This window comes from Mesorhizobium sp. M1050, from assembly GCF_040318715.1.
In the GTDB taxonomy this organism is placed as follows: domain Bacteria; phylum Pseudomonadota; class Alphaproteobacteria; order Rhizobiales; family Rhizobiaceae; genus Mesorhizobium.
Map to the genome: position 1 here is coordinate 23,451 of NZ_JAMYMV010000053.1, position 21,728 is coordinate 45,178.

A 21,728-nucleotide genomic window follows, 5' to 3' on the forward strand; every position below is an offset into this window, starting at 1 on the left:
CGATGCGCTTCCTGTTCTACACTCACTCCGTCGTCTCCGACTGGAATCATGGCAACGCCCATTTCCTGCGGGGCGTCATGCGCGAGCTCATTGCCTGCGGACACAAGGCGTTTGCGCTGGAACCGGCGGACGGCTGGAGCCGCTCTAATCTGCTGGCGGAGAAAGGTCCGTTCGCGGTCGAACGCTTCCGAAAGGACTTTCCCGAGCTGGTGCCGGTTACATATGGGGATGCCTTCGATCACGAAAGCTGGCTGTCGGATGCCGACGTGGTCATCGTCCACGAGTGGACGGACCCTCGACTTGTCGCGGAGATCGGGAAGGTGCGGGCGAGAAGGGGCAATTTCACGCTTTTGTTCCACGACACGCACCATCGTGCGGTTTCCGCCACGCAGTCGATCTCGGCGCTACGGTTGGAGCACTATGACGGCGTGCTCGCCTTCGGTGAGGCGCTGCGCGAGACCTACCTCCGCACCGGCTGGGGCAAGCGTGCGTTCACCTGGCATGAGGCAGCGGATGAGCGACTGTTCCAGCCGCACCCCGAAGTCGACTCGAGATCCGACATCATCTGGATCGGCAACTGGGGCGACGATGAGCGCAGCGCCGAAATTCAGGAGTTCCTCGTCAACCCGGTGCGCGAACTTGGCTTGTCCGGCACCGTTCACGGCGTCCGTTATCCGCGAGAAGCGCTCGCCGATCTTGCCGCCGCGGGGCTCCGCTACGAGGGCTGGATCGCCAACGCGGACGTGCCGAAGGCTTTCGCGGAACATCGCCTCACCGTCCACATTCCCCGGCGGCCCTATCGGGAGAGCCTGCCGGGAATACCAACGATCCGCATGTTCGAGGCACTCGCCTGCGGCATCCCGCTCATTTCGGCCCCGTGGAGCGACGTGGAAGAACTCTTCAGACCAGGCACAGACTTTCTTTTCGCCCACGACGGATCAGAGATGCGCCGTCACCTTCGCGACGTACTGAACGACGCGGAGCTGGCCGCCTCGCTGACAAGGTCCGGCCTCGAAACCATCCGCGCGCGACACACTTGCCGCCACCGGGTGCGCGAATTGTTCGACGTGCTCGCCGAATGCGGGCGTCATCAAGCCAACAATCCAGTCGTCGCTGAGGAGGCCCTTGCATGAAGATGGCATTTTACGGATCGAGTCTGCTGTCGTCCTATTGGAACGGCGCGGCGACCTATTATCGCGGACTGCTCAAGGCACTGTCGCGACTGGGTTACCAAATTACCTTTTATGAACCGGACGCATATGACAGACAGAAAAACCGCGACATGGATGCACCGGACTGGTGCAACGTCGTCGTTTACGAAGCGACCGCCAATGCGCTTGTGCAGGTTGCGGCGCGCGCAGCCGAAGCCGACATCGTCGTCAAGGCGAGCGGCGTAGGCTTCGAGGATGATGCGCTGCTGCGCGCCGTGCTCGACAACGCCCGCGCCGATGCCCTTACCGTATTCTGGGATGTCGACGCCCCGGCGACCCTCGGTCAATTGCGTGCCGAGCCGGATCACCCGCTTCACCACGCGCTGCGGCAAATTGATCTGGTCCTCACCTATGGCGGCGGCGATCCGGTCGTCTGGGCCTACCGCACGATGGGTGCGACCGAGTGCGTGCCGATCTACAATGGACTCGATCCGGAGACGCATCATCCCGTCGCCAGAGACAACCGTTTCGTCTGCGATCTCGCGTTCCTCGGCAACCGTCTGCCGGACCGAGAAACGCGGGTCGAGGCGTTTTTCCTAGATCCAGCCGCCAAGCTCGCCGGGCAGCGCTTCCTGCTCGGCGGGTCGGGCTGGGGCGACAAACCGCTTCCGGCCAATGTCTCATGGCTCGGCCATGTCGGAACGCGGGATCACAACGCTTTCAATGTCACACCAAAGGCGGTGTTGAACATCAGCCGTGACAGCATGGCAGCGAACGGCTTCTCGCCAGCCACGCGCGTTTTCGAGGCCGCGGGCGCGGGCGCCTGCCTGATCTCGGATGCCTGGCTCGGAGTCGAATTGTTCCTGACTCCCGGCGAGGAAATCCTGATGGCGCGCGATGGCGATGATGTCGCCGAAATCATGGCCACCCTGACGGTCGAACGGGCAAAGGCGATCGGCGCAGCCGCGCTTCGCCGCGTCTTGGCTGAACACACCTATGCGCTGAGGGCTGCCGTGGCCGACGCGGTGTTCAAACGGCATTTCGAACATCCCACCGTGGAGGCAGCGGAATGAGGAAACGGCTCGACATCGTCTTTCTCGGCCTGTCGCTGTCTTCATCGTGGGGAAACGGCCACGCCACGACGTTTCGAGGGCTGCTAAAAGGCCTTCACGAACTCGGTCATCGCGTCACTTTCCTGGAGCGCGAGACACCCTGGTACGCAAACCATCGCGATCTTCGCGATCCCGATTTCTGCACATTGCGCTACTATGAAACAACCACCGAGCTTCATCGCAACTATGCCCGCGAGCTGCAGCGGGCCGACGTCGTGGTCGTTGGCTCCTTCGTTCCGGAGGGAAAGGCGGTTATCGACATTCTGGCTGCACTTTGCGTCGGGCAATTCTGCTTTTATGACATTGATACGCCGGTGACGCTTGCCAAGCTCGTCGAAGATGACTGCGACTATCTGAGCAAGCGGCAGGTACCCTATTTCGATATCTATTTCTCTTTCACTGGCGGGCCGACGCTTGCCCGTCTCGTCACGGACTTTGGTGCGCGGCGGGCCGAGCCGCTCCATTGCTCCGTCGATCCGGCACGGCATCATCGAACCGGAAACGCAGTCGACTGGGATCTCGGCTATCTTGGGACTTACAGCTCGGACCGGCAGATGGCATTGGAGGCGCTGCTGCTCGAACCGGCGCGCCAGATGCCGGACAAACGCTTTGTCGTCGCCGGTTCGCAATATCCGCCGGATACGGCCTGGCCGGACAATGTCGAACGCATCGAGCATTTGGCGCCCACCGATCATGCTGAGTTCTACAGCCGCCAACGCTACACGCTGAACCTGACCCGCCAGTCGATGATCACGGCTGGATGGTCGCCGAGCGTAAGGCTTTTCGAGGCAGCCGCTTGTGGCACGCCGATCATCAGCGATCGCTGGCGGGGGCTTGAGAGCTTCTTCCCCAAATCGACGATCCACACCGCCGCTCGATCTCAAGACGTGATCGAGATCCTGTGCGGCCGATCGGAGCGTGCCAGGCTCAGCATGGCCATGAAGGCGCAAGCCCTTGTACTGGCGTCACATACCGGCGCGGCAAGAGCTCGCGAATTGGTTTCGCTGTTGACCCGGTCGAGGCAGGAACCTCCGGTCCTGGACATCGGGAGTGCAGCATGATTGGCAGACAGGAGAAAATCGTGACGCGGCAGTCAAAAACAAAGGCGCGGCGGACGCCGACGGTGCTCGTCGCCGGCGGCGCGGGTTTTGTCGGTTCGCATCTTAGCGAGAAGTTGATCGAGTGCGGCTACCGTGTGATCTGCGTCGATAATTTCCTGACGGGCCGCATGGAGAACATCCGACCGATCATGAATCATTCGCGCTTCCGGTTGGTGGAGCAGGATATTTGCCGATCTTTGAAACTGGGGGAACCAGTCGAGCGCATCTTCAACCTGGCCTGCGCCGCATCGCCGCCGCGCTACCAGGCGGACCCGATCCATACCACCCGGACCTGCGTGATCGGGACACTGAACCTGCTTGATCTCGCCGCTCGAAATAACGCTCGTTTCCTGCAAGCTTCGACCAGTGAGGTCTATGGCGATCCAGAGCAGCATCCGCAAAGGGAAGACTATCTCGGCCATGTGAACTGCACAGGCCCGCGCGCCTGTTACGATGAGGGCAAGCGAACGGCGGAAACTCTCTGCTTCGATTATCTGAGGGCGGGCAAGGCCGACACGCGCGTCGCGCGGATTTTCAACACCTATGGTCCGCGAATGGATCCGGCCGATGGCCGCATCGTCTCGAACCTTATCGTGCAAGCTCTTGAAAGGCGACCGCTGACGATATTCGGCGATGGCAAGCAGACCCGATCCTTCTGCTTCGTCACCGATTTGGTGGATGGCCTGCTTAGGCTCATGGATGCCGAGCCCAATCCACGCCAGCCAGTCAATCTTGGCAATCCGGGAGAATATACCATCCTTGAGCTGGCCAAACTGGTCAGCGAAATGGCCCGCATCAGGCCCGCTCTGAAGTTCCTGCCTTTACCGCAGGATGATCCTCGCCGGCGGCAGCCCGACATATCCCGCGCAAAGGCACTTCTCGGCTGGTCGCCCAAGGTACCGCTCCGGCATGGCTTGGTGCAAACGATTGCCTATTTCGCCGAGCTTGAGACAAGCCGGATGGATGGCCCGATGACGCCGATCGCCAAAACCATCCCTCCCTCTCTGGGCAAGCTGCAGGATCTGCCGGCCTGAGCCCGTCTTATCGCCTGCAAGCTCCTCGGCGTGCAGGCGTGGGCCTGGCGGATTTCATGGTTCACTTTTTTCACGAACACGGAACATCCTGCCGGACTTGGGGTTGAGCCATAGGACCTGGCATGGAGAGCCTTGCTGTGCAGCCAAAACGATCCGCCAAAGACTTAGAGCAGGTGGCCGCCCAGGAGACGGCCGCCTTTCTGCGAAGAGCCTCGATTACTTATCTCGAATGTTGCGTTAGCCTGATGATGACGCACCTCGAACGTGAGGAAGTGGCTGCCATTCTCGAGCAGGAAGCCGACATGCTGCGAAACCTCGATTGAGACTGGCTGCTGTTGGTCCGCTCAAAGCGACCGATTTTGGGGCGGCTGGCGTAAGCTTTGTAATTATTCCGTATCGCAAGGAACATTCGGGCGCGCAGACAGTTCGGCCATGGAACTTACCTCAACAGCACATGGCGGCAGTTTCGTGGAATCAAAAAAGGTTCGGATTGCTATAGCCGGGGTGGGCAATTGCGCGTCTTCCCTAGTCCAGGGTCTCACATACTATCGAGACGCCAGAGGCAACGAGCCGATCCCGGGCCTCATGCATGCTGATCTCGGCGGCTATCACGTCGATGACATCGAGGTGGTCTGCGCTTTCGACATCGCCAAGGGCAAGGTGGGCCGCGATGTCGCGGAAGCCATCTACACCGCACCCAACAACACATTCCGCTTTGCCGACGTGGCAAAAACAGGCGTTCGCGTCGAGCGCGGCCCGACGCTTGACGGCATCGGCAAATATTTGCGCGATCAGATCGAGGAGGCGCAAGAGCCGGTCGCCGACGTCGGCGCACAGCTTCGGCAAAGCGGCGCCGACGTGCTGATCTCATACCTGCCGGTCGGATCCGAGGAAGGAACACGCTTCTACGCCGAATGCGCGCTTGAAGCCGGCTGTGCCTTCGTCAACTGCATTCCTGTTTTCATTGCCTCACGGCCGGAATGGCGCCTCCGCTTCGAACAGCGCGGTCTGCCGCTGGTCGGCGACGACATCAAAAGCCAGGTCGGCGCGACGATTGTCCACCGTTTGCTTGCCAATTTGTTCCGCGAACGCGGCGTCCGCATCGACCGCACCTATCAGCTCAATTTCGGTGGCAACACCGACTTCCTCAACATGCTGGAACGAGAACGACTGGAATCGAAAAAGATCTCCAAGACGCAATCCGTGACGAGCCAGATCGATGTACCGCTCGAAGCCGGCAATATCCATGTCGGTCCAAGCGATCATGTGCCTTGGCTTACCGATCGCAAGTGGGCCTATATCCGCGTCGAGGGCACGACTTTCGGCGGCGTGCCGCTCAATGCCGAGCTGAAGCTGGAAGTGTGGGACTCGCCAAATTCGGCCGGAGTCGTGATCGATGCGGTGCGCTGCGCCAAGCTGGCACTCGACCGAGGCATAGCCGGCGCCCTGACCGGACCCTGCAGCTACTTCATGAAGTCGCCACCCGAGCAGTTCACAGACGCCGAGGCTCGGCTGCGCACGCTTTCCTTCATCGCCGGCAGGGACGAGCCGATGCTCGATGCCGCGGAATGACGACCACGTTCTTCCTGATCCGCCACGCGGCGCATGACCATGTCGGCGACTATCTTGCCGGACGCATGGCGGGAATTCGCCTTGGCGCGACGGGCAAGGCCCAAGCCCTGCGCCTGGCCCGCCGCATGGCAAGCGAGCCTATTGCAGCCGTCTTTTGCAGCCCGCGCGAGCGCACGCAGGAGACTGCGGATCCGGTTGCTGTCCTTTGCGGCACCGGGACCTGCATTGTCTGTGAGGAACTCGACGAAATCGACTTCGGCGTCTGGTCGGGCAGGACCTTCGAGGAATTGAGCCGCGACGCCGCCTGGCGACGATGGAACGACCACCGACAGGAGGCGATGACGCCTAGCGGCGAAACCATGCTGGACGTCCAGCGCCGTATTGGTTCGCTGATCGAGCGCCTTCGCAAACGCCACCAGAACAAGGCCATCGCACTGGTAAGCCACGCCGATGTGATCAAGGGCGCCGTCTGCGGCGTGCTTGGCCTGTCACCGGGAGACTGTTTTCGCTTCGACATCGATCCCGCTTCGATCACGACAATCGTCTCCGGCGACTGGGGCTCTAAGCTGATCCGCTTGAACGAAGCGGCCTGATGAGGACAGCCAGATGCGGATGGTCATTTTTGGTCTCACCGTCACGTCCTCATGGGGAAACGGGCATGCCACGCTGTGGCGCGGGCTGATCCGTGCCCTTGGCGGGATGGGATGGTCGGTCACATTTTTCGAACACGACACGCCCTACTACGCCCGAACGCGCGATCTCCACCATCTCGACGGCGGCGATATCGTTGTCTATCCCGACTGGGAGGTCATCCGCCAGATCGCCGAACACGCGATCGAGCAGGCAGACGTCGTGATCGTCACCTCCTACTGCCCCGACGCAGTCGACGCTTCACTTCTGGCCCAAAGCGCATGTCGCGGCTTGAAGGTATTCTATGACCTGGATACGCCCGTTACGCTTGCCCGCATCGAACAAGGTGAACTTCCGCCTTATTTCGGACCCGAGGGCCTTAGAGATTTTGACCTTGTCCTGAGCTATACCGGCGGAACCGCAATCGACGCGCTCAAGACAACTCTGGGCGCGCGCCTCGTCATGCCGCTCTATGGCCATGTCGATCCCGAGCGGCACCGGCCGGCGGAGGCCAGGGCCGAATTTGCCGGAGATCTGTCCTACCTCGGAACCTACGCGGCGGACCGTCAGGCCGGTATGGAAAGGCTGCTCGTCCGCCCGGCCTTGCGCCTGCCCGAGCGCCGCTTCGTCATCGGCGGCGCACAATATCCACTGGAGTTTCCGTGGAGCGAAAACATCTTCTTCGTCAGGCACCTGCCGCCCGCGGACCATCCGGCCTTCTTCTGCTCCTCCCGCCTGACGCTGAACGTAACACGCGAGGCAATGGCCAGAAGGGGCTGGTGTCCCTCGGGCAGGCTGTTCGAGGCTGCCGCTTGCGGCGCAGCCATCGTCACCGACGCCTGGCCAGGTCTCAGCAGCTTCTTTAAGCCCGGCAGCGAGATCATCGTCGCCGACACCACCGATGATTTGGTCGCCGCGCTCCACTTGCCGGACAGCGATATCGACGAAATCCGGCGCCGCGCCCGCGAACGGGTTCTCGATGAACATACCTCCGCGGTACGCGCCAGGGATCTCGATCGCATCCTGTCGGATGCGCGGCACGGCTCAACGCCGCAGCAGCCGTTGAAGGAAGCAGTCTGATGTTGGGCATCGTGCCTGCCGCCGGGCGCGGCAGCCGCATTCAACCGCTCGGCTTCTCAAAGGAGCTCTTGCCGGTCGGCAGTCGTATCGACGGCGCGGCCGAGCGCCCCTGTGCGGTGAGCGAATATCTGGTGCGCCGCATGGTGCGTGCCGGTACCGACAAGATCTGTTTTATCATCGGATCTGAAAAATCGGATATTCTCGAGTACTACGCGGCCGGGTATGGCGATGCAGTCGCTGTCTTCGTAGTGCAGCCCTCCCCCGTTGGCCTTTGCGACGCAATCTTCCGCGCCGCGCCCCTCGTCGCACAAGACGAGACAGTCCTGATCGGCTTGCCCGATACGATCTGGTTTCCAGAAGAAGGCTTCAGCCGCCTGCCGGATGACAAGCTTTCGTTCCTGCTGTTCCCGGTAGACCGTCCTGAACTCTTCGATGCCGTCATCCTGGAGCAGGACGGCCGGGTGCAGGCAATCCAGGTCAAGCAGCAGGACGCCGCTACAAACTGGATCTGGGGCGCATTCAAGATGCCGGGCCACGTGTTTCACCAGCTTGCGGCGTTGTGGCGCGAAAGAGACCGTTCCGACGAATATATCGGCACGCTTGTCAACGCATATCTGGCAGCCGGGGGCGAAGCCTTCGGCGTCAAGGCAGGCACAGCCTATGTCGACGTCGGCACCTTCAACGGCTACCGCGCGGCGCTTCGGCTGCTGGAGAACAGTACGGCCACGTTGAATATAACTGAGGATCTGCCCCTCTCGCTGTCTGCTCACGCGAAAATGCCGCTTCATCCAGGCGAAGGAGGCTAGCCATGCTCCAGTCCAGCGCTGAAATCCGCCGTCGCATCGATGCCCTCGGCCCATGGTTCCACAACATGGACCTGGCAGGCATCGAAACCGCGCCTGATCATTTCCTCGGCAACTACCCATTGGTGAAATGGCGCAAGTTCGCCGACGCCATTCCTGCCGACCTCTCCGGCAAGGCCGTGCTCGACATAGGCTGCAATGCGGGCTTCTATTCGATCGAGATGAAACGGCGTGGCGCCAGCCGCGTGCTCGGCATCGATTTCGACGAGGCCTATCTGGCGCAGGCGCGCTTTGCCGCAGAGATCGCCGATTGCGACATCGAATTCCAGCTGCTCTCGGTCTACGACGTCGGCATCCTGCGCGAGACCTTCGACATCGTGTTGTTCATGGGCGTGCTTTATCACCTTCGGCACCCCCTGCTTGCCCTCGATCTGGTCCGCGAGCACGTCGCCGGCGATCTGATGGTCTTTCAATCGATGCAGCGTGGCAGCTCCGACCTGCCCCTCCTGGAGCAGAATTACCCCTTCTGGACGCACGATATGTTCGATCGACCGGAATTTCCGAAACTGCATTTCATCGAGCATCGCTACGCCGACGATCCAACCAACTGGTGGATTCCCAATCGTGCCTGCACCGAAGCGATGCTGCGCAGCGCCGGCTTCGAGATCGTGCTGCATCCCGAGCAGGAGGTCTATTTCTGCCGCGCCACAAGCGAACCCGCCGGCGGCGGCGCCGTCTACCCGTCGAAAGGAGACCTTCATGATTGAAGCCGCGATGATCTGGAATGAGCCGAACAACAAGTCCCACTGGGACCCTGAGCTGGACCCCGAATGGCGCCGCTTCGCCGACATGACTATCCTGGCCGCTCAGGCAGTCGCCGTGGCCAACCCGGCGGTGACCAGGGTCCTCGGCGGCATCTCGCCGATCGATGCCGATTTCATGAAGCTGATGAAGCAGTTCGGCGTGCTCGACCATGTCGATGCGGTCGCCGTCCATGGTTTTCCTCTCGACTGGAACCTCTGGCAGATCCAGGAATGGCCCCAGAGGCTTGGCGAGATTTCGACCGTCACCGATCTTCCCGTGTGGGTCAGCGAGGTCGGCGTTTCGAGCTTCGGCGCAGAGGAAATACAGGTCTGGGGTTTGCGCCGGACCGCTGAACTGCTGCTCGGCAATTCGCCACGCATACAATGGTACAGCCTCTATGATCTGCCGCGTGAATGGGGAGCAACGACGCGCCATCGCGAAGCGGAAGGCTCCTCCTATTATCGCCACTTCTACATGGGTCTTCTGCGGCAGGACGGAACACCCAAGCCCGCGCTCGACGAATTCATTCGTCACACTCCCGAAATGGGACTGGCGCAATGGTTCCACTTCGAGGACCCGAGGCTGGATGACGCGGTCGCCTGGATGAAGCGGTTGGGGGTCACGCAGCTGCGTACCGGGCTTTCCTGGGCCGACAGTTTCAGGCCGAACGCCCTGGACTGGTTCGACAGGCAGATGGAGGCGCTTGCCGATTTCGACGTGACCGTAACCTTTTGCTTCACGCCCGAGCACCGCGGAATGATGCCGCATCATACGAGCCCGCCCCTCGTGCCGGAGGAGTTCGCGGAATTCTGCGCGGCGATGATCCGCCGCTACGCCCCCGGAGTGATCGCTTCGCAAGCCAGGGCATTCGGAGCTACGGCTATATGATCATGTCATTGAGCACATGTTCCGCCGCGATGGCGTCCCATGATTTTCCGGCCTGGTCAGGCGGAGGCTCTGGTCCGGCGTTCTGGCGTCGGATCGCTGTTTCCAGGAAGCTTTGGTTCGACCGGACATGACACTCACGATCCTGAATGTCGCCTACCCCCTCGCCGCGACCGGGCCGGACGCGGTCGGCGGAGCCGAACAAGTGCTGTCGATGCTCGACCAGGCGCTGGTACGCGCGGGTCACACGTCCATCGTGGTCGGCTGCCAGGGCTCCAAGGCAGCAGGCATTCTCGTTGAAACGCCTGCCGAGCCAGGCGTGCTCGACGATGCGGCGAAAATCCGGGCACGACAGGCTCATCGCACCGCGATTGCGGCGGCGCGGGCCCGTTGGCCGATCGATGTCGTCCACCTTCACGGCATTGATTTCGACGCCTATCTGCCTGACGATGGCCCGACGCTCGTATCGTTGCACCTGCCGCTCGATTGGTATCCCGCCGACGCCCTGCGCCCGGCGCGCGATGATCTATGGCTGCATGCCGTGTCGGCCTCCCAACAGAAGACGGCGCCGCCAGGCGCCATGCTCGTTGCGCCGATTCCAAATGGCGTCGATATCGATCAATTGTACGAAAGGCGATCCAGGCGCGCCTTCGCGCTGGTGCTCAGCCGCATCTGTCCGGAAAAGGGCATCCATCTGGCTCTCGACGCGGCCAAGCAGGCTGGTCTCCCGCTTGCTGTCGCGGGCAAGGTCTATCCCTACGAGACCCACACGCGCTACTTCGACGACGAGGTTCGGCCGCGGCTCGACAGGCAGCGCCGCTTCGTAGGTCCGCTCGGTTTTGCGGCGAAACGCCGGTTCCTCAACGCGGCTCGCTGCCTCGTTATTCCGAGCCTAGCGCCCGAAACCAGCTCGCTTGTGGCGATGGAGGCGCTCGCCTGCGGCACACCGGTGATTGCCTTTCCAAACGGAGCGCTGCCGGATGTGGTCGAACACGGCAGCACCGGCTTTCTCGTCGACAATGTCGACGACATGGCGAAGGCCATCATCGCGTCATCCGACCTCGACCCCGAGACATGCCGCGCCGCGGCACGGCACCGCTTTTCGCTCGATCGCATGGTCTCGTCGTATATCGACACCTATCATGCCCTTGCTCGGCTCGGCACCGGCCACAGCAGCCCTGCAGTGGCGACAGGGTGAGCGGACATGCTGCGCGGCGAGGTGATCGATGATCCCACCGCCCTTGCCGCTCTGGAGCCCCACTGGTGGCGGCTCTGGGCATCCAGCCGGACGGCGACGCCTTTTCAGTGCCCTGCCTGGCTGCTTGCATGGTGGGAAGCATTTGCACCTGGCGAACTGGCGACGATTGCGGTCTGGCGTGACGAGGATTTGGCAGGACTGGCGCCGCTTTATCGGGAACGGGCAATTTCTGGTTCGAGGCTGCTTCCGGTCGGAATCTCCCTGAGCGACTATCTGGACATTCTCTGCCTGCCCGGCATCGAAATGGCTGTTGCCGGCATCATTGCCGACGTGGTTGCCAAGATCGAATGGTCGCAATGGATTCTACCGGACCTGCCGGCCGACGCTGCCGGCCTCGCCATCAGCCATCCCGCGATGGAAGCCAGCGAGGCCGTCAACCATGCGGCTTGTCCCGTACTCGCGATTGCCGGTGACGACCGGCTTGCAGGCTGCGTTCCTTCACGGCGATGGCGACAATTGCGTCGCGCGTACAGAGCCGCTTGCGGGCGCGGCCGTGTCTCGGTCTGGCCGGCACAGAACGATCCCCGATTGTTCCTCGATCATCTGGTTCGCCTGCACGGCGCGCGCTGGGCCGGTTATGGTGACGGCGTGCTGAACGGCCCCAATGTCAAAGAGTTCCATAGCCACGCACTGCCCCCGCTCGCCGCGCATGGTCTTGTCCGATGCTGGCTCATAGCCATCGACGACCAGGTCATAGGTGCCTATTACGGCTTTCACCATCGTCAGCGCGCCTATGCCTATCTTGGCGGTTTCGACCCAGACTATGCCGAGGTCAGTCCCGGCGCGATCCTAATCGGCCACGCCATAACCGAGGCACTTCGAGAAGGCGCTAGCGAGTTCGACTTTTTGCGCGGGCGCGAGGCTTACAAGTACAGTTGGGGCGCCGTCGATCAATGGACAAAGCACAGGATCTGGACTCGAGGCTCGATCCCGTGAGCGGGGCCGGACATTCGCCACGGGCATCGGCCGCAAGAAAAGCGATCGAGCATTGGATGTCGGAAGGCGCCGGCGCCGAAACGATCATCGCCAGGCTCGCGCTTCTTTTCGAAGTAGGCATAGACGCTGGCGAGCTGGCTCAGATCGCACAGGACATGTCTTCGACGGATCTTCAACACCAGGACAAGCTACAACGGGTCGCCAGCCTGCTCCGTCACAGGCCCGATACCTTGGCGCTGTTGCGCGAAACAGGTGCTGCTGTTCGCCATCGACGCGACGAAGCGGAAACGGATGCAGCGGTGGTCCAGCGACTTGCGTCGAGCTTCGATGCGGCAGCGAGGATTTCATCGGCGGCAAGCGTCCAGTTGTCGTCCCTCGGCGATGAGGAAAAGCTCTCGGCTGCCACCGCAGAGATCACCGGGTGGCTGCAAAGACAAGGCTTCACCGGCGCCGGACTTCGTATACTGGACATTGGCTGCGGCATCGGGCGTTTTGAAATCGCGCTTTCCCCCGCCGCGCTGCGGGTCGTCGGGATCGATATATCGCCGAGCATGATTTCGATCGGGCTTGAGCGGTGCGCCGCGCTGCCAAATGTGGAACTCCGGCTGACCTCGGGCCTCGATCTCGCCGATTTCGGCGACGCCAGCTTCGATTGCGTGCTGGCCGTCGACAGCTTTCCCTATCTGGTGCTGGCCGGACTCGCGGAGCGATACTTGAAGGAGATTGGGCGCGTGCTGAAACGACCGGGCATGGCTGCAATTCTGAACTACTCCTATCGCGGCTCTCCAGCGCTGGATCGCTCCGAGATCAATCACCTCGCCGAAGCATACGGCATGCAGGTTGTGATCGATGGCGAGAGGCCATTCCGCCTGTGGGATGGAACTGCCTTCATGCTCGTACCGGTTGGAACATTACGGCCCGGCGCGGGTTCGGGCGTCGATGAAGAGCGCAGCGTGAGGTCAACTTGACGGCAGTGCATCGATCCGATTTGGATCTGGCCCCGATCGGTGCTTCCGCCTGCTGCGACAAGTGTCGGGTGATGTGATACCGGCTGAGCCGCGACGTCCAAACTGGCGGACGCTCGGCGCAAAATAGCAGGTCATAAACGAAGCCCGGCGCGTTGATCGGCTCGACGCTGCCCGCAGTTGTGGAAATAATGACCAGGGTTCGTTTTGTTGGCGTAGACGGCCCTGCAGCGTTATTGAACAGTTCGGTTCTGTGCTGGCAACATGACGAGGATAGAACCTGGTAGGGAACACGATGTCTCGCTCGAGCGACGATAACATTGATCCGCAGGTCAGTCTGGTGCTGGACCGGGAAATAGCCTCCTTGCTGGCGGCGATAGAGCAGGAGAAGGTCCCCAATCGGCTGAAAGACCTGGCGGTTCAATTGCAGAACGCGCTCGTCGAAAAGCGTCGGCTGGCGGCAAAGAGGAATTAGCTGCCTCGCCTATCGTGTGCCGAAGCCCAAACGTCCTTCGGACACGTGACCGCGCCTTTCCAGCAGCGTCTGCAGCGAATTTTCCCCAAGACGCTCGAGTACGCCGGCGCGTGCGCGGTTGAGACGGCTTTTAACCGTTCCCACCGCACAGCCGCAGATTTTGGCCGTTTCTTCATAGCTCACGCCGAGAACTCCGATCAGCATCAACACCTCGCGTTGTTGTCTCGGTAGTTGCTGGATGGCGCTATAAACTTCCTTGCGCTGGATCGACCACTCCTGCGCAGCCTCCGAAACGGGAACCAGGGAGGCGCAGTCGAGCAGCCCCGGGCTCTCCCTGTCGGCAGCTTTTATGCGCGTGTAGAAGGTGTTGCGCATGATGGTAAAGAGCCACGACTTCATCCGGGTTCCCGCTTCGAATCTATCGAGGTTGGCAAGACCCTTGGTCAACGTTTCCTGGACAAGATCATCCGCATCGTCCGGACTGCGGCAGAAGGTACGCGCAAAGGCCCGCAAGGCGGGTATCAGGTCAACGATCGAAACTTGCTCGGTTTCTTGGTTGGCCAAAGCAAAGCCCCTGGAGGACAATGGTGCAGCTCCCGGCAGAGATGAATTCTGTGACGCAGACGTAGCTAAATGCGTGAGGGTTTGGATCGTTCCTGACTTCGAGATAATCACTCAAAAATCCCGCATCGAGTCGCCATCTGTAGTGAGAGCGGCGCGCTACCCTGCGCGCGTTGCCGCCTCGGCAAGGTCGCGAAATTCGGACTTTGTCAGGCCGAGCCTCGGCCCGGCAATTCGGTCTGCTGCCTGACCTGCTCCGGCAATTCGTCACGCGCACGCTTCGCTTCGCCGGTGGATTGAGATGCGCCCCGCCCCAATCGATCCTGTCGGTCCAGTTCGTGCTCCACCGCGTGGCGCGAACCCTCCGCCGGGTCCTCTTCGGGATGGTTGTTGGCGGGATCATCAGCTTGCTCTTTGGGCTTTCGTGCCCTGCTTTCGCGGCCTTGCTTGAGGCGATCGTCTTTACCTGGGACGGTCCGGTTTCCGCTGATTGTTTTGCCTGTGTTTTTCATGAGTTCGGTCCTGACGGTTTGCGGCGTGGCGTTTGCCGATGCTGATGCCGTACCGCGTGCTCGGAGGAACGACAGACCGACCATTTGGTTGCGTCCGCCTAGCGTTAGAGCCGGCAGGCCCAGCTTCCCGCCATTCCACATTCCTTGAACTGAAGGGTGGTTGCCAAGGCATCCTTTTACAACCAATCGCGTTATGGCCTCTGGCATTGATGGTGATTTCTTCATGGCAAGGTGCACGAGCCCGGTCGTCCGCCCCAGGAAACGGAGACGACCATCCGTATCGGCTAGCCTTTCGCATCCAGCTCGAAGCTCGTTCGGCAATCACCTTGCAGGCATCGCGAACCCGGCCGGCACCGCCTCAATATTGGCCTTGACGGGATGCAGCGACTGGCAATCCGCGCTCCATGCGCGTGGTTCCAATGCCCGCAGCATTCTTGATCTCATCTGGTCCTTTGGCGCGGTTGCGACGACAACATGGCTGCTTGTCATGGCGGCAATGGCAATGGCGCTTTTCCACCGCCGTCGGGCGAGAGCAGGCCAGCCGCCGCTGCGTATCGACAACCACCGGGAGCGCCGGTTCGGCCGCGCTGTCGTAGGCGCCACAGCGTCGACCGTGTTAATCTTGGCTGCGCTGACGTTAACGAGCTTCTTCGCGGGCCGATCCGTTGCCTCGCTGAGCGGGACAGCGACGCTCACCGTTCGCATCACCGGGCATCAATGGTGGTGGGAGATACGCTATCCCGGCGATAATCCATCGCGGATGATCGTCACGGCCAATGAAATCCATGTCCCTGTCGGCGAGCCCGTCAAGATCAATCTCGATTCGCCGGACGTCATTCACAGCTTCTGGGTGCCAGGCCTCGCTGGCAAACGGGACCTCATCCCGGGCCGGCCGAGCGAACTCACCCTCATTGCCGATAAGCCCGGCGTCTACCGAGGCCAATGCGCGGAGTTCTGCGGCTACCAGCACGCCCATATGGCCATCACCGTCATCGCGGAAAGCCGCGAGGCGTTCGACATGTGGCGATCGAGGCAAGATGCCGCCGCAGCCGCGCCCGTCGGAGACGAAGAACGCCGCGGCCAGCAAGCCTTTCTTTCCACCGGCTGCGCGCTCTGCCACACTGTAAGGGGCACGCCGGCCAACGGAACCATTGGGCCTGACCTTACTCATCTCGCAAGCCGACGCGCATTGGCCGCCGATACGCTGGCGATGACACCCGGTGCGCTTGCCGCATGGATCGCCGATCCGCAGTCGACGAAACCCGGCGCCAAAATGCCGCGTGTTGCGCTCAGCGCCGACGATCTCAACGCGGTCGCCACCTATCTTGGAAGCCTCGAATGAGCGGCATCGCGGGAAAGGCAGTCGGGCAAAAGCAGGAAAAGGGTCTAAAAGGTATACGCGACACCGGCCTCGAGGAGGCGCGGCTGCACGCCTTTCTGGCGCATGCCTGGCAGACACCGAAAGGTCTGTATGGCTGGCTGGTGACGGTCGACCACAAGCTGATCGGCCGGCGCTATATGGTAACAGCCTTTGTGTTCCTCGTCCTGGCGGGCCTGTCGGCGCTCGCCATGCGGTTTCAGCTCGCAACGCCCGAGGCCGGTCATATCGGCCCCGATTTGTACAACCAGCTCTTCACCATGCACGGCACGACGATGATGTTCTTGTTCGCCGTGCCGATAATGGAGGCGTTCGCGATCTACCTTGTGCCGCTGATGATCGGCACCCGCAACGTCGCGTTCCCGCGGCTCAACGCCTTCAGCTATTGGGTCTATCTTTCGGGTGGCCTGATGATCTGGATCGCCTTCGCATTCGACACGGGGGCGGATGCCGGCTGGTTCTCCTACGTGCCGGTGGCCGGGCCCGAATATGGAATCGGCAAGCGCCCCGACTTCTGGGCGCAAATGGTGACCTACACGGAAGTGTCGGCACTGGCGGTTGCCGTCGAGATCATCGCGACGGTTTTCAAGCAACGCGCACCGGGCATGACGCTCGATCGTATCCCGCTCTATGTCTGGTCGGTCCTGATTATGGCGTTCGTCATACTGTTCGCCATGCCCGCGGTGATGGTGTCAAGCACGATGCTGATCCTCGACCGGCTGGTCGGCACCAAATTTTTCGACCCCGAAGCCGGAGGCGATGTGCTGCTGTGGCAACACCTCTTCTGGTTCTTTGGACATCCTGAGGTCTACATCATCTTCATTCCGGCAACCGGCTTCGTCTCCGCGATCCTGCCCACCTTCGTCCGCCGACCGGTGTTCGGCTATCTTGGGATCGTGCTGTCACTGATAGCTATTGGCTTGCTTTCCTTTGGGCTGTGGGTGCATCACATGTTCGCCACCGGCCTGCCGCAGCTCGGCGAGAGCTTCTTCACCGCCTCCTCGATGATGATCGCCATTCCGAGCGGCATCCAGATCTTCTGCTGGATTGCGACGATCTGGGGCGGCCGGCCGATCTTCGCCACGCCCATGCTTTTCGTACTCGGCTTTATCTTCACCTTCGTGATCGGCGGCCTGACCGGGGTCATGGTCGCCTCGGTGCCGCTCGACCTGCAGGTGCACGATACCTATTTCGTGGTCGCGCATCTCCACTATGTGCTGGTCGGCGGCGCCGTCTTCCCTTTGCTCGGCGCCGTCTATTACTGGTTTCCCAAGATCACCGGTCGCATGCTGTCCGAGAGGCTCGGCCGCTGGAATTTCTGGCTGGTCTTCATCGGTTTCAATCTCACTTTCTTTCCCATGCACATTCTCGGCCTGCAGGGCATGCCGCGCCGCGTCTACACTTATCCGCCGGCAAGCGGCTGGGGCGAGATGAACCTGTTCATCAGCGTCTCGTCGCTGGTGGTGTTCGCCGGCTTTGCGCTTTTTTTCCTGAACGTCCTGCTCAGCCTTCGCGGCGGCAGCATTGCAGGAGACAATCCCTGGGGGGCGAGCACGCTGGAATGGGCGACGACGTCGCCGCCGCCTTCCTACGATTTTTCGCGCCTGCCGGTCGTAACGCATAGGGAGCCGCTCTGGGATGAGCCCGACACGCTTCCGGTCGTCGAGGGCTTGCGCGTCGATGCCCGCGAAGTGCTTGCCAGCACGGTCGCCGACGCGGTGCCGCAACTGCGCCAGCCATCGGCCGGCAATTCGATCTGGCCGCTGCTTTCGGCCATCGCGGTGGGCGGCGCGTTTCTCGGTTCGATCTACACGCCATGGGCCGTGGTGTGGGGTGCAATACCGGTCTCGATCAGCTTTATCTGCTGGTTCTGGCCGAAAGGCGAGCCGGAGGACGAGGAATGAGACACCGCCCGGTCGCCGACGTCAGCCATCTGCCGACATATGATTTCGGCGCCGCAAGCCCCATGTGGTGGGGAACCCTTGCCTTCATCGCTCTGGAAGCAACCGGTTTTGCCTTGGCGATCGGTACCTATTTCTATCTGGCCGTGCTGGCCAAGCATTGGCCGATTGGCGCGCCGGCGCCCGATCTTTTGCCAGGCACGACGATATTGATCATGCTGCTTGCGAGCGTCGTCCCCAACCATCTGGTGGAGCTTTGGGCGCGGCGGCAGGACCTCACCAAGGTCCGCATCGGCATTGTGATCATGTCGATTGCCGGAATTCTTCCCCTGATCGTTCGCATCTGGGAATTTCCTGCGCTCCGGATCTCCTGGGACCAGAATGCCTACGGGTCGATTGTCTGGTTCCTGCTCGGTCTTCACACCTCACATCTTCTTACCGATGTCGGGGACACAATCGTGCTTGCGGTTCTCATGTTCACGCAAAAGGGCAAGGCCGGACGCCGTCTCAGCGACGTGTCGGACAACGCCTTCTACTGGGACTTCGTGGTCGTCTCGTGGGTCGTGCTCTATCTCATCATCTATTGGGTTCCGAGGATCTAAAGATGCAGGCGATCCGCACCGGTATTTCCTGGGCAGGTCTGGTGGCCGGACCAACCGCGTGGGCGGTATCGCTGCAGCTCGATTATGCTATTGCGTACTGGCAATGCCACACCGGCTTTCGTCCCACCGCCTTGTTCTCCCTGATCGGTGTCGCCGTCGCGACGGCGGGCGTCCTGTTGTCGTGGCGCGCCGCCCATGACCGCAGGCACGGTACGAGCCCGCCCATGAAGGCACGCACGCGTGCGTTTCTAGCCAGAACTTCGGTTGGCATCGGAACGCTGTTCATGCTCATCATGCTGGCGCAAATGGCGGCCGGACTGATCTTCACCGGGTGCGAATTGTGACCATGCGCAGGAGCCTGCGGTCGGCTATCTGTTGTCGGAAGGCTTCGCTTCGGCTTATCGCGATCCCTGCACCGTTGGGCCTCGTCTTTCAGATCATTACGGTCGCCTCGATAGTGTTGGTTCCGTGCACACAGCTGCGGGCGGATGAAATCCAGAAAGGCGAGTATCTCGCCCGTGCCGCCGATTGCGTCGGCTGCCACACGTCCAACCCGAGCCGCCCGTTCGCCGGAGGCTACCGCGTGCCAACCCCCTTCGGCGATGTCTATTCGACCAACATCACACCGGACCTCGATACTGGCATCGGGCGCTATTCCGCCGACGAGTTCGTGCGGGCGGTTCGGGAAGGCGTCAGGCGCGACGGGGCCGATCTTTACCCGGCCATGCCCTTTGACAGCTTTGCCAGAATGACCCGCGAGGACGTGCTGGCGATCCGCGCCTATCTGCTCACGCAAGTGCCGATCGCCCAGCCCCGACCGAGCAATATCCTTCCCTTTCCATTCAACCAGCGTTGGGCGCTCGGGCTGTGGAAACTTGCGAATGTCCATGTCGGCGGCTTCGCACCGGATCGGAGCCGAACCGGAGCTTGGAACAGGGGCAGCTACCTGGTCGAGGTCCTTGGCCACTGCGGCGCCTGTCACACACCGAGGAACACCACATTCGGCATGGATGAAGATCGCAAGCTTGCCGGCGGCACCGCTGGCATCTGGCAGGCTTTCAACATCACCAATGACAAGATCGCGGGCATAGGCAGCTGGAGCGACGACGAACTGTTTCGATTTCTCAAGACTGGCGCCGTGCCTGGGAAAGCCTATGCAGGCGGTCCGATGGCCGAAACAGTCATGAACAGTCTGCAACACCTCTCGGATGACGATATTCGAGCCATGGTCACCTATCTAAGGGATGTGCCTGCCCAATCAGGCGAGGAGAAGCGGCCGCGTTTCGCATGGAGCAATCCGCCTGTTGCCACGGCCAATGACTCATCGAGGACCACGGCGCAGGGCAGCGGCAACTCGGCAGGCGCCGATCTTTATCGGTCGCTCTGCGCGGGATGCCACGGGGGGAATGGAGAGGGATCGGCGGACGGCTCCTATCCGTCGCTCACCCGCAACAGTGTGCTCGGCGCCGCTGCTCCCGAGAACGTCGTCATGACGATCCTAGCCGGCGTCAGGGCGGGCGACGTGGCCGGCCGCAAATCGATGGCGGCCTTTGGCGACTGGCTGGATGACAGCCAGGTGACGAGCCTTGCCAATTATGTGACCGCGCGGTTCGGAAATCCCGAAGTAAGCGTCACAGCAGCCGACGTGCGCCAGATGCGGGCGGGCTCGACAACAGAACAGACGGTCATGCTGCTGGCAGCACAGGCTCTGGTGGCTGGTGGAGCGGGATTTATGCTCGTTTTGGCGTTCCTGCTCGCAAGGCGCCATGGAGCAATTGCAAGACAAATGTGAAGCGGCCGTCCGTCGGGAATGCGAGCGAGGAATCTGCACCCAGGCCGTTTCACGTTCGTGCGTAGAGATAGGCGGTGATGTCGCGCGCCTCCTGCTCTGACAGGTTGGTGTTGGGCATGGCCGTCCTCGGATCGACGTCCCGCGCTCTGCTGATCCAGCGCATCATTGCATCTGGAGAGGTTCGCAAGACGGTGCCTGCCGCATACGTTCTCTGCGCAACGCCCCGCAAGGAGGGGCCGACCGTGCCTTGAGCACCGGGGACACCAGGAATTTCGTGGCATCCGCCGCAGCCATTGCGGATCATCGCCGGAATGCCGCGCTCGGCATCGCCGCCGACCGCCTGCATGATCGTAGTCTCGCGCAGGCTCTCGCGGTGGTTTGCCTGGACGAACCAGACCGCCAAGCCGAGGCCGACGGCCGCCAATATGCCCTGCGCCCATAAGAGCCCCGACCTTGCTTGCCGGATGGACGCAGGCTGTCGACCCATGGATCCGCCACCTTCTCTTGCAGCCGCAAACATGCTGCCGGTTGTGCATTCACTGGAAGTGAACAAACCGGCAGCGCTTTCAGGCAGGCGCTTATTTGTTGCAGTTCTGAACGTTCGACGTTGCCGTGCCGCTGGCGGTGTTGTTGTCGACATCGTTGCCCGCCGTGTCCTTGCAGCGATCATTCATGCCGTTTGGGCCCCTCGTCGAATTTGTCGCGTTTGGATCGACAGATGTTGTCGGCGTACCGGAGCCGGTGCCCATGGTGCCGTTGGTGCCGGTCGTGCTGCCCGCCTGGGTCGTGGTGGAACTTGAACCATTCGATTGCGCCATGGCCGAGGTAGCCAAGGCGATGGTGAGCAGGGACGCGGAGAGGATTTTCGTAATCATGTAAGCCTCCATCGGTTCATGTGCATTGCCACAACCAACGAGCATTTTTCGGAGAGGTTCCCTTGAATAGAATTGTGTTCGGTCAGGTTTTTTCACCCCGGATTTCAACTGCCCTGCCGTTGAATTCGTTGGTGGTGCACAAAAGGGCTGACCATCAGTCGGCAGGTTCGGGCGCTTCGAATTACGGAGTGTTCGAGACCGTCGCCGTTCAGCTTTGCGACTGAGGGAATTCTACGGCTCGTCGATGTCCAGCTTCGAGGGGTTCTGCGAAATGAGACGCTCTTCCTCGTCATCCGGCAGCG

At 61.5% G+C, this 21,728-nt stretch carries 24 protein-coding genes; 20 read left to right on the top strand and 4 right to left on the bottom strand.

Annotation, left to right across the window (positions count from 1 at the left end; genetic code table 11):
• Positions 1–2: 2 nt before the first annotated feature.
• The 15 genes from NKH57_RS24500 (at position 3) to NKH57_RS24570 (ending at position 13,805) form a co-directional block, all read left to right on the top strand.
• On the top strand, positions 3–1,133 hold the full coding sequence (locus NKH57_RS24500; RefSeq protein WP_352835874.1) for a CgeB family protein: 1,131 nt from the start codon (positions 3–5) through the stop codon (positions 1,131–1,133).
• Positions 1,130–2,224, top strand: coding sequence for a CgeB family protein (locus NKH57_RS24505; RefSeq protein WP_023758305.1), 1,095 nt, complete (start codon positions 1,130–1,132; stop codon positions 2,222–2,224). Before NKH57_RS24500 ends, NKH57_RS24505 begins: the two co-directional genes overlap by 4 nt.
• Positions 2,221–3,324, top strand: a complete 1,104-nt coding sequence (locus NKH57_RS24510) for a CgeB family protein (RefSeq protein WP_352835869.1) — start codon at positions 2,221–2,223, stop codon at positions 3,322–3,324. The genes NKH57_RS24505 and NKH57_RS24510 overlap by 4 nt, the downstream gene beginning before the upstream one ends.
• Positions 3,321–4,397 (top strand): UDP-glucuronic acid decarboxylase family protein, encoded by a 1,077-nt coding sequence (locus tag NKH57_RS24515; protein WP_352835929.1) that lies wholly within the window; start codon positions 3,321–3,323, stop codon positions 4,395–4,397. The genes NKH57_RS24510 and NKH57_RS24515 overlap by 4 nt, the downstream gene beginning before the upstream one ends.
• 122 nt (positions 4,398–4,519) lie before the next feature.
• Positions 4,520–4,720: a hypothetical protein gene (locus tag NKH57_RS24520; protein ID WP_031259830.1), complete on the top strand. Its 201-nt coding sequence runs from the start codon at positions 4,520–4,522 to the stop codon at positions 4,718–4,720.
• A 145-nt stretch (positions 4,721–4,865) separates the two neighbouring features.
• Complete coding sequence (locus NKH57_RS24525) at positions 4,866–5,969, top strand: inositol-3-phosphate synthase (RefSeq protein WP_352948060.1); 1,104 nt, start codon at positions 4,866–4,868, stop codon at positions 5,967–5,969.
• On the top strand, positions 5,966–6,562 hold the full coding sequence (locus tag NKH57_RS24530; protein WP_023758300.1) for a histidine phosphatase family protein: 597 nt from the start codon (positions 5,966–5,968) through the stop codon (positions 6,560–6,562). The genes NKH57_RS24525 and NKH57_RS24530 overlap by 4 nt, the downstream gene beginning before the upstream one ends.
• Before the next feature lie 13 nt (positions 6,563–6,575).
• Positions 6,576–7,679: a CgeB family protein gene (locus tag NKH57_RS24535; RefSeq protein ID WP_023758299.1), complete on the top strand. Its 1,104-nt coding sequence runs from the start codon at positions 6,576–6,578 to the stop codon at positions 7,677–7,679.
• A complete protein-coding gene (locus tag NKH57_RS24540) occupies positions 7,679–8,485 on the top strand; it encodes a nucleotidyltransferase family protein (protein WP_352835863.1) in 807 nt (268 codons plus the stop codon). The genes NKH57_RS24535 and NKH57_RS24540 overlap by 1 nt, the downstream gene beginning before the upstream one ends.
• Before the next feature lie 2 nt (positions 8,486–8,487).
• Positions 8,488–9,249, top strand: a complete 762-nt coding sequence (locus tag NKH57_RS24545) for a TIGR04290 family methyltransferase (protein WP_023758297.1) — start codon at positions 8,488–8,490, stop codon at positions 9,247–9,249.
• Positions 9,242–10,174 carry a glycosyl hydrolase gene (locus NKH57_RS24550; protein WP_023758296.1) on the top strand — a complete coding sequence of 311 codons (933 nt, stop codon included), beginning with the start codon at positions 9,242–9,244 and terminating at the stop codon, positions 10,172–10,174. The genes NKH57_RS24545 and NKH57_RS24550 overlap by 8 nt, the downstream gene beginning before the upstream one ends.
• A gap of 127 nt (positions 10,175–10,301) precedes the next feature.
• A complete protein-coding gene (locus NKH57_RS24555; RefSeq protein ID WP_352835858.1) occupies positions 10,302–11,369 on the top strand; it encodes a glycosyltransferase in 1,068 nt (355 codons plus the stop codon).
• A 6-nt stretch (positions 11,370–11,375) separates the two neighbouring features.
• A complete protein-coding gene (locus NKH57_RS24560) occupies positions 11,376–12,365 on the top strand; it encodes a GNAT family N-acetyltransferase (RefSeq protein ID WP_352948065.1) in 990 nt (329 codons plus the stop codon).
• Positions 12,366–12,421: 56 nt separating this feature from the next.
• Positions 12,422–13,333, top strand: coding sequence for a class I SAM-dependent methyltransferase (locus NKH57_RS24565; RefSeq protein WP_352948068.1), 912 nt, complete (start codon positions 12,422–12,424; stop codon positions 13,331–13,333).
• Between the two features lie 292 nt (positions 13,334–13,625).
• Positions 13,626–13,805 carry a hypothetical protein gene (locus NKH57_RS24570; RefSeq protein WP_023758292.1) on the top strand — a complete coding sequence of 60 codons (180 nt, stop codon included), beginning with the start codon at positions 13,626–13,628 and terminating at the stop codon, positions 13,803–13,805.
• Positions 13,806–13,814: 9 nt separating this feature from the next.
• Here NKH57_RS24570 and NKH57_RS24575 read toward each other — a convergent pair whose 3' ends face one another.
• Together NKH57_RS24575 and NKH57_RS24580 are read right to left on the bottom strand one after the other, a co-directional pair.
• Positions 13,815–14,369 (bottom strand): sigma-70 family RNA polymerase sigma factor, encoded by a 555-nt coding sequence (locus NKH57_RS24575; RefSeq protein ID WP_023758291.1) that lies wholly within the window; start codon positions 14,367–14,369, stop codon positions 13,815–13,817.
• A 206-nt stretch (positions 14,370–14,575) separates the two neighbouring features.
• Positions 14,576–14,962 (bottom strand): hypothetical protein, encoded by a 387-nt coding sequence (locus tag NKH57_RS24580; RefSeq protein WP_352948072.1) that lies wholly within the window; start codon positions 14,960–14,962, stop codon positions 14,576–14,578.
• Between the two features lie 250 nt (positions 14,963–15,212).
• Between NKH57_RS24580 and coxB the strand changes: the two genes are divergently transcribed.
• The 5 genes from coxB (at position 15,213) to NKH57_RS24605 (ending at position 20,551) form a co-directional block, all read left to right on the top strand.
• Complete coding sequence (gene coxB / locus NKH57_RS24585) at positions 15,213–16,220, top strand: cytochrome c oxidase subunit II (RefSeq protein WP_502898165.1); 1,008 nt, start codon at positions 15,213–15,215, stop codon at positions 16,218–16,220.
• The gene (gene ctaD / locus NKH57_RS24590; protein ID WP_352835840.1) at positions 16,217–18,160 is read left to right on the top strand and encodes a cytochrome c oxidase subunit I; all 1,944 of its coding nucleotides are present in this window, start codon (positions 16,217–16,219) and stop codon (positions 18,158–18,160) included. The genes coxB and ctaD overlap by 4 nt, the downstream gene beginning before the upstream one ends.
• Positions 18,157–18,759 carry a cytochrome c oxidase subunit 3 gene (locus NKH57_RS24595; protein ID WP_352733477.1) on the top strand — a complete coding sequence of 201 codons (603 nt, stop codon included), beginning with the start codon at positions 18,157–18,159 and terminating at the stop codon, positions 18,757–18,759. The genes ctaD and NKH57_RS24595 overlap by 4 nt, the downstream gene beginning before the upstream one ends.
• A gap of 2 nt (positions 18,760–18,761) precedes the next feature.
• On the top strand, positions 18,762–19,103 hold the full coding sequence (locus NKH57_RS24600; protein WP_352835836.1) for a hypothetical protein: 342 nt from the start codon (positions 18,762–18,764) through the stop codon (positions 19,101–19,103).
• A 239-nt stretch (positions 19,104–19,342) separates the two neighbouring features.
• Positions 19,343–20,551 (top strand): c-type cytochrome, encoded by a 1,209-nt coding sequence (locus NKH57_RS24605; RefSeq protein ID WP_352835834.1) that lies wholly within the window; start codon positions 19,343–19,345, stop codon positions 20,549–20,551.
• 49 nt (positions 20,552–20,600) lie between these two features.
• On the opposite strand, the gene NKH57_RS24610 is transcribed toward NKH57_RS24605, so the two are convergent.
• Together NKH57_RS24610 and NKH57_RS24615 are read right to left on the bottom strand one after the other, a co-directional pair.
• Positions 20,601–21,038 (bottom strand): c-type cytochrome, encoded by a 438-nt coding sequence (locus tag NKH57_RS24610; protein WP_352835831.1) that lies wholly within the window; start codon positions 21,036–21,038, stop codon positions 20,601–20,603.
• Between the two features lie 91 nt (positions 21,039–21,129).
• A complete protein-coding gene (locus tag NKH57_RS24615; RefSeq protein ID WP_031259823.1) occupies positions 21,130–21,426 on the bottom strand; it encodes a hypothetical protein in 297 nt (98 codons plus the stop codon).
• Positions 21,427–21,728: the final 302 nt, after the last annotated feature.

Bases quoted from the DNA above. Each gene is read 5' to 3' on its own strand.
- NKH57_RS24555 (WP_352835858.1), top strand. From the start codon at position 10,302: ATGACACTCACGATCCTGAATGTCGCCTACCCCCTCGCCGCGACCGGG.
- NKH57_RS24550 (WP_023758296.1), top strand. From the start codon at position 9,242: ATGATTGAAGCCGCGATGATCTGGAATGAGCCGAACAACAAGTCCCAC.
- NKH57_RS24520 (WP_031259830.1), top strand. From the start codon at position 4,520: ATGGAGAGCCTTGCTGTGCAGCCAAAACGATCCGCCAAAGACTTAGAG.
- NKH57_RS24565 (WP_352948068.1), top strand. From the start codon at position 12,422: ATGTCGGAAGGCGCCGGCGCCGAAACGATCATCGCCAGGCTCGCGCTT.
- NKH57_RS24535 (WP_023758299.1), top strand. From the start codon at position 6,576: ATGCGGATGGTCATTTTTGGTCTCACCGTCACGTCCTCATGGGGAAAC.
- NKH57_RS24560 (WP_352948065.1), top strand. From the start codon at position 11,376: ATGCTGCGCGGCGAGGTGATCGATGATCCCACCGCCCTTGCCGCTCTG.
- NKH57_RS24570 (WP_023758292.1), top strand. From the start codon at position 13,626: ATGTCTCGCTCGAGCGACGATAACATTGATCCGCAGGTCAGTCTGGTG.
- NKH57_RS24610 (WP_352835831.1), bottom strand. From the start codon at position 21,038: ATGGGTCGACAGCCTGCGTCCATCCGGCAAGCAAGGTCGGGGCTCTTA.
- NKH57_RS24510 (WP_352835869.1), top strand. From the start codon at position 2,221: ATGAGGAAACGGCTCGACATCGTCTTTCTCGGCCTGTCGCTGTCTTCA.
- NKH57_RS24580 (WP_352948072.1), bottom strand. From the start codon at position 14,962: ATGGTCGGTCTGTCGTTCCTCCGAGCACGCGGTACGGCATCAGCATCG.
- NKH57_RS24505 (WP_023758305.1), top strand. From the start codon at position 1,130: ATGAAGATGGCATTTTACGGATCGAGTCTGCTGTCGTCCTATTGGAAC.
- NKH57_RS24540 (WP_352835863.1), top strand. From the start codon at position 7,679: ATGTTGGGCATCGTGCCTGCCGCCGGGCGCGGCAGCCGCATTCAACCG.
- NKH57_RS24530 (WP_023758300.1), top strand. From the start codon at position 5,966: ATGACGACCACGTTCTTCCTGATCCGCCACGCGGCGCATGACCATGTC.
- NKH57_RS24545 (WP_023758297.1), top strand. From the start codon at position 8,488: ATGCTCCAGTCCAGCGCTGAAATCCGCCGTCGCATCGATGCCCTCGGC.
- NKH57_RS24500 (WP_352835874.1), top strand. From the start codon at position 3: ATGCGCTTCCTGTTCTACACTCACTCCGTCGTCTCCGACTGGAATCAT.
- NKH57_RS24515 (WP_352835929.1), top strand. From the start codon at position 3,321: ATGATTGGCAGACAGGAGAAAATCGTGACGCGGCAGTCAAAAACAAAG.
- NKH57_RS24615 (WP_031259823.1), bottom strand. From the start codon at position 21,426: ATGATTACGAAAATCCTCTCCGCGTCCCTGCTCACCATCGCCTTGGCT.
- ctaD (WP_352835840.1), top strand. From the start codon at position 16,217: ATGAGCGGCATCGCGGGAAAGGCAGTCGGGCAAAAGCAGGAAAAGGGT.
- NKH57_RS24595 (WP_352733477.1), top strand. From the start codon at position 18,157: ATGAGACACCGCCCGGTCGCCGACGTCAGCCATCTGCCGACATATGAT.
- NKH57_RS24600 (WP_352835836.1), top strand. From the start codon at position 18,762: ATGCAGGCGATCCGCACCGGTATTTCCTGGGCAGGTCTGGTGGCCGGA.